This is a genomic window from Chamaesiphon sp. VAR_48_metabat_135_sub (assembly GCF_031418915.1).
Lineage (GTDB): Bacteria > Cyanobacteriota > Cyanobacteriia > Cyanobacteriales > Chamaesiphonaceae > Chamaesiphon.
In genome coordinates this window covers 25,948-42,259 of record NZ_JANOJV010000056.1, presented here as the reverse complement: position 1 = coordinate 42,259, position 16,312 = coordinate 25,948, and the positions used below count along the sequence as shown (strand labels likewise).

Below are 16,312 nucleotides of genomic sequence, written 5' to 3'. Positions count from 1 at the left end.
TGTCTGATACCAATTTAAAGTGAGTAAACGACAGATTGGCTCCTCCCCGCATCTTCGGGGAGGTTGGGTGGGGTAAAGATCTGTCGCTTTGATTCAAGAAATTGGTATGAGTTTGAATTTGGAACTCCTATTCTATCAAACACAAAACAGCTCCCTAATCAATTAATTAGGGAGCTGTTTTGTATGAGGTATTAGCGTTTGGGAACAATAATTATTCCAATTGCAAACAACTAACCTGCGGCTTGTAGTCTAGCGCGGGCGCGTTTGAAAGCTTGAGTAGCCTGGATTTGTTCTTGACGTGTACCAGATTGAGTAGTAGCTAATTTCTGTTCAGCTTCAGTCAAATCTTTCTGAGCTTGTTCTTTATTAATGGTTTCGCCTAATTCTGCACCGTTAACTAGTACAGTTACTTCATTATTATCAACTTCAGCAAAGCCACCCATCAAAGCGATTGGGATCCATTTATCTTTACCAGATTTAACGCGCATCACCGCAGTATCTAATGCAGTCAAAAGCGATGCGTGACCTGTCAAAATACCTAACTGACCAGTTGTGCTAGGCAAGATTACTTCGTCTGCTGTGCCGTCCCAGACGGTCTTATCTGGAGCAATTACTTTTACTGCTAATGTCATCTTTTATAGTTAGTTTTTATAGTTGGGTTCGAGCTTGATGGCGTGCAGAGATTTTACCCCCAACCCCCTTGTAAAAGCCCCCTCCCCTGCTTGGTGCGCTACACTGTCGGGGAACCCGAACAGTACGCGCATCCGCTTTATAAGGGGGGGTTGGGGGGGTAGAGCACCATCAAAAACGAAGTCTAATCCACTTGTGTGTGCACCGTAGCCAGTAGCTGTGCTACCGTAGCTGCTGGTGCGGTTGTGAGTTTGGTCAGGATCGATCGATAGTTGGCGAGTAGTCGATCGATCGACTCTTGGGTATACCTTTCGATACTATAATTAACCATCACCCGCATTGGTTGAGACATTTCCACATAAAACTCCAAGGGCGTGACCAGATCGTAGAGTTCGGCAGAAATATCATCCCATTGTTGGGTTCGGGTTTGCATGACAACTAGTTCCCAATTGGGGATGGTAGCTAAACCCTGAGTGGAGTTAGTTACAGTCAGACTCGCCATCAGATCGATCGGCGCGTGCTGATCGATTTGGGCGAGTACCGACTCAAATGGGACATCTTTATGGGCGATTGCCTCGTAGATATCCACTTGGAGTCGATCGAGTAACATTTTGCCAGTCAGATCGGGGTGAAGTTGCGATTTTAAGATCGTTTCATTGATAAAGCAGCCCAGCATGGTTTCAGTTTGGGGCACCGTGCGATTACCGATCGTGGTCACGATCGCGACCTCTGTTCGTCCACTTTCAGCCGCTAGAGCCAGTTGTAATCCAGCCGTGAGGATCGCAAAACTGGTAACGCCAAGGGCTTGACTCAAGGCAGCGATCGCCTCAGCCAGATCGTCGGGGAACGCAGCAAACGCATATTTAGACTCAAAAGTCAAGGTTTTGGCCGAGACAGCGGGGTCAGCATTTCCATTACTAGCGACTAATTTTTGCTGCCAGTAGGCTAACTGGCGATCGATTTCAACTTGATGCTCTGGCTGCTGTTGCCAAGCGACAAAATCGGCATATTGCAGCGGGACAGGGGGCAAGGGGGAGGGCAAACCCCGCTCGTAAGCTTGGATGAGTTGATGCAATTCAGCTAAGAGCAGACTGAAGGAACCGCCATCGGTAATGATGTGGTGCATCGTCAGCACTAACCAATGTTCCTGCGGTGCGAGTTGCAACAGATGGGTTCGCAGCAGTGGTGCAACGGCTAAATCGAATTCCGGCATGGCGAGATCTACCGCCAAATTATAAGCTGCTAATTCCCGTTCGGCTGGCGGTAAGGGCTGTAAATCTTGATAATTCAAAGGCAAGTGCAGGCTTGGTAAGATAAACTGGATCGGTTGTTCGTCAACCTCGCGAAATACCGTGCGTAAAATTTCATGGCGGCGGACTATTTCGTTAAAACTTTGCTCGACGACAGCAGGGGTAAGATCGCCAGCGATGCGGATGACGATCGAGCTATTGAGTGCCGCGCTGGTACTCCCTGCATGATGCCACGCCCAGATTGACTCCTGGGAAAATGAGAGCGGTGCTGATGTTGAGAAGGTTCGATTCGCCGAGAGCGACGCTGCGCGAACGATTGGGCGTAGTGACGATTTATTATCGATCGAAAGTCGCTCGACGCACTCTGCCAAACCAGCAACCGTCGGCGATTGAAATAGATCGACGATCGATACTGGTACTTCAAATTGGGATAGCAATCGCGCGATTAGTTTAGTGGCGAGTAAAGAATGTCCGCCCAATTCAAAAAAGTCATCATCGACACCAACGCGAGCGAGATTTAATACCTCACCAATCATGCGGGCAATTTCTGTCTCAATTGGATTGCGTGGGGCGATAAATACTCGATCGAGATCCGATCGATCTAGTTCGGGCGCGGGTAACATCTGGCGATCGATCTTGCCATTACTATTGAGCGGGAAGGATTCTAGCAGCATGAATCCGGCTGGCATCATATATTTAGGCAATCGGCTTTCTAGCAGACGGCGCAGGCTGCGGATGCTCAGTGTAGAGCCAGATTCCGGCACGATATAGGCGATGATTTGCTTATCCCCATTGGCATCGGCGAGATCGATAACTAGACTTTCGCGCACTTGGGGATGTTGAGTCAATAAGGCTTCGATCTCGCCCAATTCGATCCGAAAGCCACGTATTTTCACCTGTCGATCGATCCGCCCCAGAAATTCGATCGTCCCATCCGCCCAGTAGCGGGCGCGATCGCCTGTTTTATACAGACGGGCATCGGGTTTGAAGGGATCGGGGATAAATGCGAGTGCGGTGAGATCGGGGCGATTGAGGTAGCCTCTCGCCACGCCCATCCCGCCGATGTACAATTCGCCAGGGATGCCGATGGGAGTGGGTTGGAGTGCAGAGTCGAGGATATAGGTGCGGGCATTGGCAACTGGTTTACCGATCGGTAGTTCGCGTCCGGTTAATTCTTCATCTGTGAGTGCGGATAAATCGATCGTAGTGGTGACAATTGTGGCTTCAGTCGGCCCATAACTGTTGACAAGATGGACGTGAGGTTTAACCAGTTTTTGCCAGGTTATAAAGCGATCTCGCGCGGCTTTTTCACCGCCCAAAATAACCAACCGGATCGTGTCGGGTAGGGTTAATTTCTGGGTTGCCATTTCTGTTACCATCTGATGCCAGAAGGCTGTAGGCAAATCCAGCAGGGTAATTTGCCACTCTTGGCAGGTATGGAGAAAAATCGCCATCGAACTGAGCATCTCTTCGGTTCTTAATACCAGTGTCGCCCCACACGTCAAACAGGGGAAAATTTCTTCCGCCGCCGCATCAAAACTCAGATTGGCAAATTGCAGCACGCGATCGCGATCTCTAATGGCATATTCCTCAATCGCGGCGGCGGTATAATTTGCCAAAGAATCATGCTGCACCATTACACCTTTGGGTTGTCCGGTTGAGCCAGATGTGTAGATAATGTAGGCGAGGCGATTCTCCAGGGAAGCGGGCTTTCCGCCAACGATCGGCAGAGAAACAGCTAAATCTGTATCACTTTCCAGCTCGATCTTGTCCCAATCCGCATCTAGCAACACCGCAAGGGCATCGAATTTTGGCAGTTTGGCAACGAGGGATTTTTTAGTTAATAAAACCGATACCTGAGCATCAGCAAAGATAAACTCCAAGCGTTCGGCTGGATAGTTGGGATCGATCGGTACATATGCGCCGCCAGCTTTGATAATGCCTAATAAACCGACGATCGTTTCAATCGATCGATCGACACAGATCCCGACTAAACTTTCTGGTTTAACGCCTAAATTTTGGAGATAATGGGCGAGTTGATTGGTACGTCGATCGAGTTCGCGATAGGTTAATTGGCAATCGCCAGCGATGACGGCGACTGCATCGGGGGTTTTTGCTACCTGTGCGGCAAACAAGCGATCGATGCAGGTAATTGGGGCATCATTGACGGCGATTTGACTCCACGCTTGTAACTGTTGGCGTTCGATCGGCGTTAGTAATGGCAGTGCCGACAACGGGCGATCGGGATCGGCGACAATGGCGGTTAACAAGGTTTGAAAATGTCCGAACAAGCGATCGATCGTCGGCTCGTCAAACAAATCGGTATTATATTCTAACTTGACAATCAGCCCAAAATTTGCTTCAACAAAGTGAAAAGTGAAATCGAATTGGGATGTTTGGTTGTCGATCCGACTATGTTGGACATTCAATCCAGGTAGTTCGATATTCTCGATCGCGAAGGTATTCTGGAACACCAGCATCACCTGAAACAACGGCGCATAGGTTAAATTTCGCGCTAGCTGTAATTCTTCGACTAATTTTTCAAACGGGAGGGTTTGGTGAGTTAAAGCACCCAAGACAGTTTCGCGCACCCGCCGGAGTAAGACACTAAAGCTAGGATCTCCCGATAGATCGGTTCTTAACACCAAGGTATTGATAAAACAGCCAATTAAATTTTCGACTTCTGGCTGCACCCGATTGGCAATCGGCGAACCGATCGAAATATCCTCCTGACTGCTATACCGCATCAGTAACGTTTGCAGCACTGCTGTTAACGTCATAAATAATGTGGCTCCATTTTGCTGAGATAGAGATCTAAGCGAGTCAACCAGTGGTTTGGAGAGCGTCAGAGACAGCGTTTTGCCCGTAAATGAGTGAACGGCAGGGCGGGGACGATCGCTCGGTAAGGGCAATAATTCGGGGACATGGTGCAATTGCTGTTTCCAATATGCCATCCCATCAGCTAATACTTTGCCCTGCATGTATTGTCTCTGCCATACCGCAAAGTCCGCATATTGAATCGGTAACGGGGCGAGTGGCGACGGTAGATCGCGCGTAAATGCGGCATACAGGGGACTGAGTTCTCGAAATAGCACGCCGATCGACCAAGCATCAGAGGCAATATGATGCAAGTTGAGCAATAAGATATACTCGGTGGGTGCGACTTGGACTAATACCGTTCGCAATAACAGATCGGTGGCTAGATTAAAGGGTTCGCAAGCCTGCTCGATCGTCAGGAGATCGATTTCTCGTGCTTGTTGCGCTGGGGAGATCGATCGCAAATCGACGATCGACAATTGCCAATTATCGATCGAGATCGCGGTTTGAATTAATTCACCCTCGATCGTCTGATAAGTTGTACGCAGAATTTCATGGCGGGAAAGGATTTCTTTGAGGCTCTTTTCTAAGGCGGCAATGTTCAAATCTCCAGCGATCTTGAGCGAGATTGGGATATTATTAGAAACCGCACTTTTAGTACTTAACTGATCTTGAAACCACATCCGTTGTTGCCCGAAGGAAACCACTGTTTGCGATCGATCTCGTTTCTGAATGGCTAATTGTTTAGCTGGCTGGGTTGCCTGTGAGTTTAAGCGTTGTTTTAATAATGCTTGTTGTTCCGGTGATAGTGCGGCAATTCGTTTTGATAAGTCGTTCATGTGAATAGAATAGTGGATAGAAAATAATTTTGTAGGTTGGATAGAGCGATAGCGAAACCCAACAAACACTCAAACACCCTAGAAATGTTGGGTTTCATTCTTCAACCCAACCTACCCGAAAAGATTTGTCCGTCAATCAGTGGGATGACAGTAAATGTGTATATTATTCAGTCCTCATTCATAATCACCTCACCCAGATCGCGCCTGAGCCACCACCAGCCGATCGCACTCAAACCGCTATAAGCTGTGACAATTGCCGCGATCGCGAAATCCCCAAATAACCAATCAAAACCTAATCCTTCGCCCAACCAAAACGTCCCCAAACTACCTAATAAAATGCCAGATCCTAACTTAATTAATACCTCTGGTACATTTAATAAATACTTGTGTAAAACCGTGACAATAAGTACTGAAAATACGAGCGCGATCGCCGTGCCAGCTAAAGACTCATACCACGCACCCGAAGCTAATCCTAACGTGACAACTAAGATAGCAACTTCAAAAGTTTCGAGGATCGCACTTTTTGCCATCACCCAAAAATTTAATTGATTGAATCCCAAATTTTGCCCATCCAATACGATCTCTTCGGCAGCAAGTGGATCGTCTGACATCCAACCCGCTCGTTTGCCTTTTGCTAGCCGTTTGATAGATTTATTTACCCATCGCCAACCAAACCAGAGTAATGTTACGCCGACGAGAATTTCTAGCCAATTGAGGGGAATCGATCGCAAGATGCCGCCAAAAGGGATGGCAATTATCCCAACTAGTATTACGCCAAAAATACTACCCGCGATCGCTTCTTTTTTATAACCCGATCGCGCGATTGCGTAAGCAATTACAGCAATCTCTAAAAAATCGATGGCTGCTCCGCCTAGTGCCGCGATTAAAATCTGCCAATTAACGTTCATACTAATGTTTTTAGATGATGATTCGATGTATAAGTATCATTGAGATCTTTAAGCAAATCCAAGCTTTCCATTACCCAATCAAATTCCACACCAAAATCAATCAATGCGGCAACTTCATCGACTCCAGCTTGTTGCAAACTATCGACGAGCGATCGACAATATGCGGGCGTTCCCATTAATACTTTGCCGTTAAAATAAGTCTCGAAACTAAATTCCAGTAAGTCATCGAGATCGCGGGCAGTCATGGTATTGGGATCGATCGAAAACCGCAGATCTCCAGCCGATCGAACTACTAGATCGAAATGAGTTTTGAGATAATTTTTGAACGGTTGTTTGACTTTAATTTTAACGGACTCTAGATCGGTACCGATAAAGGTATGAATCATCATGGCAACTTTGCCACTCTGCGGATCGCGACCACTTTGAGCTAAAGATTGACGATATAAAGTGATTTTGCGAAGGATTTCATCTAAACTTTGATACAGCGGGGAGGTGAGGATATTTGCACCGATTTTACCTGCCTCGATAAATGATTCGTCGGATAGCGAAGTAATCCAAATTGGTACTTGAGGTTGTAACGGGCGGGGAAAAGTATTAATGCTAACTGACTTCCCATTGCCGCCGATTAGCTCGATCGATTCTCCCTGCCACAGCCGCTGAAATACTTGAATATCGCGCCACATAATGTCTTTTTTGTCGGCATATTTGGCAGGATACAGGACAAAATCGTTGGGATGCCAACCAGGGGCAAATGAGAGTCCGACTCGTCCTTGGGAGAGGTTATCCACCATCGCCCATTCTTCAGCGACGCGCAACGGATCTTGCAAGGGCATGACCACGCTACCAGAGCGGATTTGAATGTTGTCGGTGAGGGCGGCGATCGCGGCTCCAGCGACCGCTGGATTGGGGTACAAGCCACCAAAAGCATCAAAATGTCGTTCGGGAATCCAAACCGCCGCCAACCCATGTCGATCGGCAAATTTGGCTCCTTCAATTAACAGGCGATACTTATCACGGTTAGTGGTGGAGCCATCCCCAGAGAAATAAAATAAACTAAATTCCATCCTATAGCACTCCTAACTGATTTGTAAGATTGTGTTTTCGAGCGAGGATGTGAGACTACGGTGTATACACAAGTTATTTGAGTTGATGCGTAGTCTGTGTTACCCCACCCCAGCCCTCCCCTTGTAAAGGGGAGGGAGTAGAGCCTCCCCCTTTACAAGGGGGGGTTGGGGGGGTAGAGCACCATCGAAAACGAAGTCTAGCCAACTTGTGTATACACAGTAGGCATGTGAGTAGGGGCAATTCATGAATTGCCCCTACTCACGAGTCGAGGATTGATATATTAATCCTCGACTTGGGATAACTGGGCTTGGATTTCGGCTAGCGATAGATGTTCGATTTCTGCGAGTAGTCGTGCTACCTCATCAGCCTCGGCGGAGTCTACTCGATCGAGTTGCTCGGCGATCGTGCTGGCTAATCCTGCTACTGTTGGGGCTTCAAATAGCAATGTGCCTAGCGATAAATCCACTGGGTACATTTCGCGGATCTGCGAGACTACTCGCACCGCTAGCAAGGAATGTCCGCCCAACTCAAAGAAGTTATCGTTGATGCCCACTCGATCGATCCCCAGTTGTGATTGCCACAGTGCGGCAATCCGTTGCTCGATCTCATTAGTAGGTGCGATGTAAGTAGTAGATTGGAGCGAACGCTGATGTCCGGTAGCTACTGGCGACGGCGGCGCATTCTCCACAGGAGCATCTAAGCCAACGAGATCGCGATCTGGGGCGATGCCTGTCTGTTGCTGTTGGCGATCGAGTACTACTTGCCAATCCTTCGTCGAAACTAAGATCTGGCGGCAGCCAATCTGGAGAATCCGCTCCAATCCATCCATCCCTTCATGGGTGGCAATCCCCATTTCTAGAGTTTCTAAGCGTTTTTGTTTTAAGTAATCGGGCAGCCCCGTCAGATCGGCACCCATCCCCACTTCTTGCCACATATCCCAATCGATCGACAAGATCCGCTGCTGCTGGTTCTGCGCTTGAGAACGGGCAAAAGCATCGAGAAAACAGTTGGCAGCACAATAGTCAACTTGTCCCAATCCACCCAGTACGGCACTGAGCGAAGAAAATAGCACCCAGAAATCGAGCGGACTCGCACCAAAAATCTGGTGGAGGACGAGCGTACCTCGAACTTTGGGACGCATTACGCCTGCGGCGGTTTCAAGAGTTTTAGTCTGCATGATGCCATCGCCCAGAACTCCCGCAGCGTGGAAAATACCGTGAAGTTCGCCAAAAGTTTCGTACAGGCGATCGCGCACGGCTTGCATCTGCTCTAGATCGGCAATGTCGGCATTCAGCACCAATACCTCGGCTCCCATTGCTTCGAGAGCTTGGATTTTCTGAATCCCAATCTTCGTCGCATCTCCATCGCTATGGGTGTCTGTCCATTGTGTCCACTCAGTTTCGGGTGGGAACGGCGAACGACTGACTAAGACTAATTTTGCCCGTACCGTGCTAGCCAGATGTTCGGCAATTGCCATGCCAATTCCACCCATGCCGCCTGTAATTAGGTACACCCCCCGATCGCGAAATGGTGCTGGCGATGTCGCCGCTTTTAAATACAGTGGTTCGTGGATCGGCAACCAGCGATAATTACCCCGATAGGCAACAATCGGGGCTGATGAATTGGCAGCCTGAGCCAAAATCTCGGCAATAATCCGATCGATTGTCCCGTTATCTGTGGCGGGAATTGCCAGATCGATATTGCTACAAGTGAGGTGGGTATATTCTTGAGGGATGACTTGACACGCACCCAAAATCGTCGCTTTTTCTGGGTGAATTACTTCTATTCCCGTCACATCTTGAATATTGCTAGAAACTACCCCAATGTGGATCGGATGAGCGCGATCGATCGGCGACTGTCCGATCGCTTGAGCTAAATAGAGCAAACTATAGAAGCCCAGGGTTTGTGATTCCTCAAAAGAGAGATCCGCGCCCAACGTCCAGAGATGAGTAATAATCGGAGATCGATCGACCTCTAAAATCGATCGCATTAGTGTCTCATAGTGGCTGAGATCGCTAGGATCGATCGTATAAATATCACGATCGTGGCTATATTGAGTACCAATTTTGACCTCAATTACCCGTTCGCCCTGTTGCTGCAAGCGTTGTGTCATCGAGTCTGCGAACCCAGCCGGATCGCTAAATATTACCCAACAACGAGATCGATCTGTCGGTGCAAGTGTGGGTAAAGTCGAACGTTTCCAGGAGGGAATATAGAACCAGTCGCCGATATCCGCTTTTTTAACTGGCGTAACCAGAGCGCGATTTGGCTCGTTTAGCGCAGGTGCGTTGATCCAATACCGCTGTCGATCGAAAGGATAGGTGGGCAGGGGGACGCGCTGGCATTGACGATCGGCATAAAAGCTAGTCCAATCGATATCTACGCCGTTTAACCACAGTTGTCCCAAGGTTTTGAGCAGCAATTCTAGATCCGAAGATTTATCCTGGGGATGGGGGAGGGAATAAAGAATAGTCCGATCTGGTGCCTGTTGTTTGGTTAAGGTGCCTAGAGTTCGCCCCGCCCCGACTTCCAGGAAGATAGCATCGGGATTATTTAATAACTCGGCGATTCCGGCTGAAAATTGGACGGGTTGCCGCAAGTGCTGCGCCCAGTACAGCGGATCGGTAGCTGCTGTGGGGGTAATCCAAGTCCCCGTAACGTTGGAAATAAATGGCATCTGGGGCGGATTGAGAGTAATACCGTGCAAGCATTCGATAAATGGCTCGATCGCGCCTTCCATCAGCGGCGAATGAAAGGCATGAGAGGTATGCAACGGACGGCAAGTAATCCCCCGCGTAGCTAGTTCGCTCTCCAGTCCCGCGATCGCCTCAACTGTCCCCGAAACTACGCTCAGATCGGGGCTATTACTGGCTGCCAGGTAGAGCGAATCGTCGAGTAATGGTTGAAGGTCGCCGACAGACAAATTGACGGCTACCATAGTGCCTGTGGGTTGCTGCTGCATCAATCGTCCCCGCGTCGCCACTACAGTCAGGGCATCTTCCAGCGAGAAGACACCCGCCAGACAAGCGGCAACATATTCGCCGATACTATGTCCGATCGCTCCTTGCGGTGTTACGCCCCAAGAGATCCAGAGTTGGGCGAGGGCATATTCGATCGTAAATAAGGCAGGTTGGGCGATTGCAGTTTGGGTGAGTTGGTAAGTCGCCGATTCTACGTCTACTCGATCGGCAAATAGGATCGGGCGAATGTCGATTTGATGTTGAGACTGAAGGAGAGAAATACAGCGATCGCATTCCGATCGAAAGGTAGCTTCGCTCTCATACAGTTCTCGTCCCATATTCACATACTGGGAACCTTGCCCAGGGAATAGGAACATTATCGGCGGATTGCTGGCTGCTGACTGTCCGGTGAATACTCGATCGGAGTCTCCCACACTAAATACTTCTACCGCATCTTCCAGACTGGATACAAGAGCAATCCGGCGATGTTCTAAAGCCCACCGTCCGACTTGGAGCGTATAAGCAACATCAGCTAAATTGAGATCCGTGGCGTGCTGGAGTCGATCGACCAAATTAGCTGTCGATCGATCTAATGCGGTATCTGTTTTCGCGGAAAGTGCCAACAGTTGATAAGCTCTCGGCTGTGACGTTACCGGATAGAGCGGTGGAGCCTCTTCTAAAATGGCATGGACATTCGTACCGCCAAACCCGAAGGAACTGACACCCGCTCGTCGGGGAGTACCGTTAGTTTTCCACTCGGTGAGTTGAGTATTGACGTAAAACGGACTATTGGCAAAATCGATTTGGGGGTTAGCAGTCTTAAAATGAAGACTGGGGGGAATCCGTTTGTGATGCAGTGCCAACACCGTTTTAATAAAACCTGTAATCCCCGCCGCCGCATCGAGATGTCCGATATTAGTTTTGACAGATCCGATCGCGCAAAACTGTTTGAGATCTGTCGATGCACGAAAAGCTTGAGTCATCGCCGCAACTTCGATCGGATCGCCCAATGCCGTACCCGTACCGTGAGTTTCCATATAGCTAATGGTTTCCGGCTCCACTTCTGCCATCAGTTGGGCGGCGCGAATCACTTTGGCTTGCCCTTCCTGACTGGGTGCGGTGTAGCCAACTTTCATCGCTCCATCGTTATTAATCGCCGAACCTTTGACTACCGCATAAATCCGATCGCGATCGGCGATCGCATCTTCTAAGCGTTTTAATACTACTATTCCCAGCCCATTACCGCCCACAGTGCCATTTGCATTAGAGTCGAAAGCGCGACAATGCCCATCGGGAGACACGATTTCATCCGGCGAGAGGGTCGTTTCACTCTGCGGTACCTTCACCGCCACCCCAGCGGCTAGAGCCATGTCACATTCGCCACTGAGCAGACTTTGACAAGCTAAATGCACCGCAACTAAGGAACTAGAACAAGCCGTCCCCACGCTGATACTCGGCCCCCGGAGATTCAATTTATAAGAGACACGAGTGGGTAAATAATCTTTATCAACTCCCACTAATGTGGGCAAAAATCCCCGCGATTCGATCAATCCTGGATTCGGACTGAGGTTATATAACAGGTAAGTTCCCATCCCTACACCTGCAAATACCCCGATCGATCGCTCCTCATTTTCCGAGCTATAACCAGCATTTTCGAGAGCCTCCCACGCCGATTCCAAAAACAACCGATGTTGAGGATCCATTGTTTCAGCTTCTTTAGGATTGAAACCGAAAAAAGCAGCATCAAATCGATCGACATCTTTTAAGACCGCCCCAACCCGCTCGATTCCATTAGATCGCGCCTCACCCTCATTAAATGGTGTAATTAATTCGACCCCATTCTCTAAATTTTGCCAAAAATCATCGATCGTCTCACTACCTGCAAATTTGCCAGCCAGTCCAATTACTGCTATTTCTAAACCGTTAAAATTTGAATTCATATCACTATATTTTTATTGTTTTTTGGTAATCGATCGCGACTAAGCTGCGATGGAAAATCCCCTCCGAGGAGGGGTGCCCGTAGGGCGGTGTGGGTCAGATCTAAGCTTCACCCCAACAGCCCGATCGAGTTTATTGGTGGGGTTGAACAGGTTTTACGAAGGTTATTCATTTTTTAACCGCAGAGGCGCAGAGAGCGCAGAGAAGATCGAGTAGAGAGAATTGATCTTATTTACTAGCCAATTTCGATCGTTCCAATCGTTGTTTAAGCCGATCTTTCCCCTGACTTAACTTCTGCCGATCCTCCACACTTTGCTGCCTCAAAACATTGACATCCTTAGCTTGCATCAACCGCTGCGCCAAAGCCCTCACCGTCGGATAATTAAACAAATCCACCAGCGAAATCGATGCAATTTGTGTGGGTAAAACCTCACCTAATTTGCGATAAACAGTGGTAATCAACAGTGAATTAGCACCGAGATCGAAGAAATTATTAGTCACTCCGATTTCCTCGATTTCTAATACTTCTTGGAAAATAGACGCGATCGAACGTTCGATTTCATTCTGCGGGGCGGTATATACTACCTCCCTCGATCGAAATAGATCCAGTTGTGTCGGTAATGATTGCCTGTCAACTTTGCCATTAACAGATAGTGGCAAAGCATCCAAAAACATGAAACTCGATGGCACCATATAATCGGGGAGTTTGCGCCCCAGGGAGTCGCTCAGTTCCTCGACGGTGGGTAAATTCGATCCAGATACGATATAAGCCACCAACCGCGCTTGCTGACTGTCGCCGATGACTTTGACGATCGCGGTTTGCACGGCGGGATGTTGCATCAGGGCTGCTTCCACTTCCCCTGCTTCGATCCGATAGCCGCGTAGCTTGAGTTGAAAGTCTACCCGTCCCAAAATTTCGATTGTGCCATCTGGTAAATAACGACCGCGATCGCCTGTCCGGTAGAGCCTTTCACCTGTGCGTGGATGGATGATAAAATTAGCCTGCGTCCTTTCCTCATCGCGCCAATAACCTTTGGCTACTTGTACGCCAGCGCAATACATTTCACCTGCTACCCAAGTGGGACAGTTATTTAGGGCTTCATTTAAGATGTAATACTTAGCATTCGCCATCGGATGCCCGTAGGGAATACTTTTCCAAGTGGGATCGACTGCGCCGATCTGATAGCCGATATTCCAAATTGTAGTTTCCGTGGGGCCACCAATACTCAATAATTCGATCGCTGGTACTAGGTTGCGAATTCGATCGGGTAGTCTCAGTGGTAGCCAATCCCCACCTAAAATCGCCAAGCGCAAACTGCTAGTAAATGGCGTATCGCCGACGGCATTTACTAACATTTCCATCATCGGCGGTACTGAGTTCCACAATGTCACCCGTTCGCGCTGGATTAATTCCGCCCAATGGTTGGGATCTTTAACTAGCCGTGCATCGGGGATGACGATCGATCCACCTGCTGCCAACAGTCCGAAGATGTCATACACGGATAAGTCGTGATTGAGAGCGGTTACAGCTAATATCCGATCGGTAGATCCGATCTGAAACCGTTGGTTGGTATACACTACCACGTTAGCCACATTCCGATGTGTCACCATGACCCCTTTCGGTAAGCCAGTGGAACCGGAGGTATAGATTACATAAGCTAAGTCGTCGGGAGTTTGGACGGATTCGAGTGGTGCATTACTCTTTGTTGTTAAATCTTCAGTATCGATCAATAATCGCTGAATCCGATCTTCCCACTGTAATTTATCCTCTAACCAGGATTGGGTGAGGACGATCTCGATGTCACTATGTTTGAGTAAATACTGAAGGCGTTCCGGCGGTAAATCGGGCGCGATCGGCACGTAAGCCGCCCCAGATGCTAAAATCCCCATCACAGCGACGATCTGTTCCCAGCCTTTTTCCATCACCACGCCGATTAATTGATTCGGCTGTGCCCCAAGCTGTCGCAAGCGATGACCGAGGCAAGTGACACGAACGCTCAATTCTCGATAAGTTAGGGACTTACCCGCAGCGATAACGGCGATATTATCCGGTGCTTGGAACACGCGATCGGCAAACAGTTCGTGTAATAATGCGTCGGAAATCGCTGCATCTGTCGCGTTAACCGCCTCCCGTGCGAGTAATTGCGCTGGCGGCAGCAGTTGAGGCTGTGGCTCGTGCCAGAGTGCCTCATCATCGGCTAAATGTTGGAGCAAATCGCAGTAAGCCGCAAACATCTCATCGATCGCACCTGCGGGAAATAGTTCCTCCACTACATCCCAATTGAACGTCAGCGTTTCTTGCTCCTCCCACACTTGAATATCCATCCAAGCTTGTGAGGCTTGACTGATTCCATACACTAATTCACCAAAATGGCTAAATGTCAAGGTTTCCTGCCCGATTCCCGCAAACCCCAACGTACTCGTAAAAATCACAGGCATCGCATTCGGGACATTCCCCTGACGGCGGGTTAGCTCCCGCGTCACCCGTACCCCACTATAGTAGCGGTGTTCCAAATCCTGCCAGAGTTGGGTTTGAATCCGCATTGCTCGATCTCGGAACGATTCAGGCGCAGAATTATCTACCCCTAGTAGTGTTACCGATGTGAAATCTCCCAACAGCCGATCGACGTGGGGATGCAGCGGTAATCGATTGAACAGTGCCAAATTGAGCGTAAATTGCGGATTCTGGCTCCACAGGGCGAGAATTTCGGCAAAGGCAGCCAGTAACATCCCTGAAGGAGTCAGCCCGATATTTTTCGCTTTCTGCTTCAGCCGTTGCCAATCCGCCGTCCCCATCTGCGCGTTATAACGGCGACAGCGGTGCTGTTTGAGTTCCTTGGGACTTTTCGCCAGGGGTAAATCGGGCGCGGGTGGTAGCTTATCAATCCGATCGAGCCAATATGCCCGCGATCGCTTATACAGCTCGGTTTGACAGAGATTTTGTTCGGCGATCGCATAATCCCGAAACGAGATATCTAATGCGGGCAACACGCAATCCGGCTGCTGATAAACTTGAAACCACTCCTCAAACAGGCGAAACAAGCTCCACGCATCAAATACCAGCAGATCGTAACTAATATGCAACCGCAATCGCGCCCCATCCAACCGCGTCGCCCGAAAATCAAACAACGGAAAGCGATCGGCTGGTAATACCTGGTGAGACATCTCCTCCCGTATCCCCGCCAATCCAGCTTCAATTTCAGTCTCCGCCTTCCCCCGCAAATCCACAACAGGCATCCGATAAAGTGGTACTTCCTCCAGAATTCGCTGCTGTCCATCGGGCATTACTACCGCCCGTAACATATCATGCCGATCGATTAATCGTTGGAGCGCGATCTGCAATCGATCGACATCTAAATCCCCGCCTTCAATTTCGTAATAACCATGATTGGAAACACCGCCCAACTCTAAAATCCCACTCCGCCCGATCCAAAAAGCGTGCTGCATATCCGTCAGCGGAAAAGGTTCATACCGCGACTCCGGTGCAGCCACAAGCACAGGTAAATCGTTAACAGGCTGGCGATCGCGATGTTGTTGCAATAACGCGACAATTTCAGCTTTTTGCGCCTTTAGTGCCTCCCGCACTTCAGTGGTTAATTTCCCCTGCGGCGCATCTACAATGAGTGCATCGCCTTCTATGGATAATTTAATCCCGCGATCGGCTAGTGAGTCAATTAGTAGATGTAGATTCATAAATTAATAATTAATAATGTTCCGATCTCTGCGCCCTCTGCGCCTCTGTCTTGATTCGCTAAACCGTCGGGGAACCCGACGAGCGCGAATCGCTGCGGTTAAAAAATCTTGGAAATGATTGAAAGGTTGTTTGATGTGGAGCGCAGATCTAAATCCCCCTAAATCCCCCTTAAAAAGGGGGACTAAGAAAGAGTCTAATTCCCCCCTTTTTA

At 48.9% G+C, this 16,312-nt stretch carries 6 protein-coding genes; all 6 read right to left on the bottom strand.

What is annotated here, in order from left to right:
* Nucleotides 1–230: 230 nt before the first annotated feature.
* Nucleotides 231–632, bottom strand: a complete 402-nt coding sequence (atpC, locus tag RMO55_RS04340) for an ATP synthase F1 subunit epsilon (protein ID WP_310424080.1) — start codon at nt 630–632, stop codon at nt 231–233.
* A gap of 182 nt (nt 633–814) precedes the next feature.
* Nucleotides 815–5,536 (bottom strand): non-ribosomal peptide synthetase, encoded by a 4,722-nt coding sequence (locus RMO55_RS04335; protein WP_310424077.1) that lies wholly within the window; start codon nt 5,534–5,536, stop codon nt 815–817.
* A gap of 167 nt (nt 5,537–5,703) precedes the next feature.
* Nucleotides 5,704–6,444: a hypothetical protein gene (locus RMO55_RS04330; protein ID WP_310424074.1), complete on the bottom strand. Its 741-nt coding sequence runs from the start codon at nt 6,442–6,444 to the stop codon at nt 5,704–5,706.
* Nucleotides 6,441–7,508: a MupA/Atu3671 family FMN-dependent luciferase-like monooxygenase gene (locus RMO55_RS04325; RefSeq protein ID WP_310424071.1), complete on the bottom strand. Its 1,068-nt coding sequence runs from the start codon at nt 7,506–7,508 to the stop codon at nt 6,441–6,443. The genes RMO55_RS04330 and RMO55_RS04325 overlap by 4 nt, the downstream gene beginning before the upstream one ends.
* A gap of 281 nt (nt 7,509–7,789) precedes the next feature.
* The gene (locus tag RMO55_RS04320) at nt 7,790–12,409 is read right to left on the bottom strand and encodes a polyketide synthase (protein ID WP_310424068.1); all 4,620 of its coding nucleotides are present in this window, start codon (nt 12,407–12,409) and stop codon (nt 7,790–7,792) included.
* A gap of 226 nt (nt 12,410–12,635) precedes the next feature.
* Nucleotides 12,636–16,100 carry an amino acid adenylation domain-containing protein gene (locus tag RMO55_RS04315; protein ID WP_310424064.1) on the bottom strand — a complete coding sequence of 1,155 codons (3,465 nt, stop codon included), beginning with the start codon at nt 16,098–16,100 and terminating at the stop codon, nt 12,636–12,638.
* Nucleotides 16,101–16,312 lie beyond the last annotated feature (212 nt).

Coding starts and splice junctions, on each gene's coding strand:
- atpC (WP_310424080.1), bottom strand. CDS start 632: ATGACATTAGCAGTAAAAGTAATTGCTCCAGATAAGACCGTCTGGGAC.
- RMO55_RS04335 (WP_310424077.1), bottom strand. CDS start 5,536: ATGAACGACTTATCAAAACGAATTGCCGCACTATCACCGGAACAACAA.
- RMO55_RS04330 (WP_310424074.1), bottom strand. CDS start 6,444: ATGAACGTTAATTGGCAGATTTTAATCGCGGCACTAGGCGGAGCAGCC.
- RMO55_RS04325 (WP_310424071.1), bottom strand. CDS start 7,508: ATGGAATTTAGTTTATTTTATTTCTCTGGGGATGGCTCCACCACTAAC.
- RMO55_RS04320 (WP_310424068.1), bottom strand. CDS start 12,409: ATGAATTCAAATTTTAACGGTTTAGAAATAGCAGTAATTGGACTGGCT.
- RMO55_RS04315 (WP_310424064.1), bottom strand. CDS start 16,100: ATGAATCTACATCTACTAATTGACTCACTAGCCGATCGCGGGATTAAA.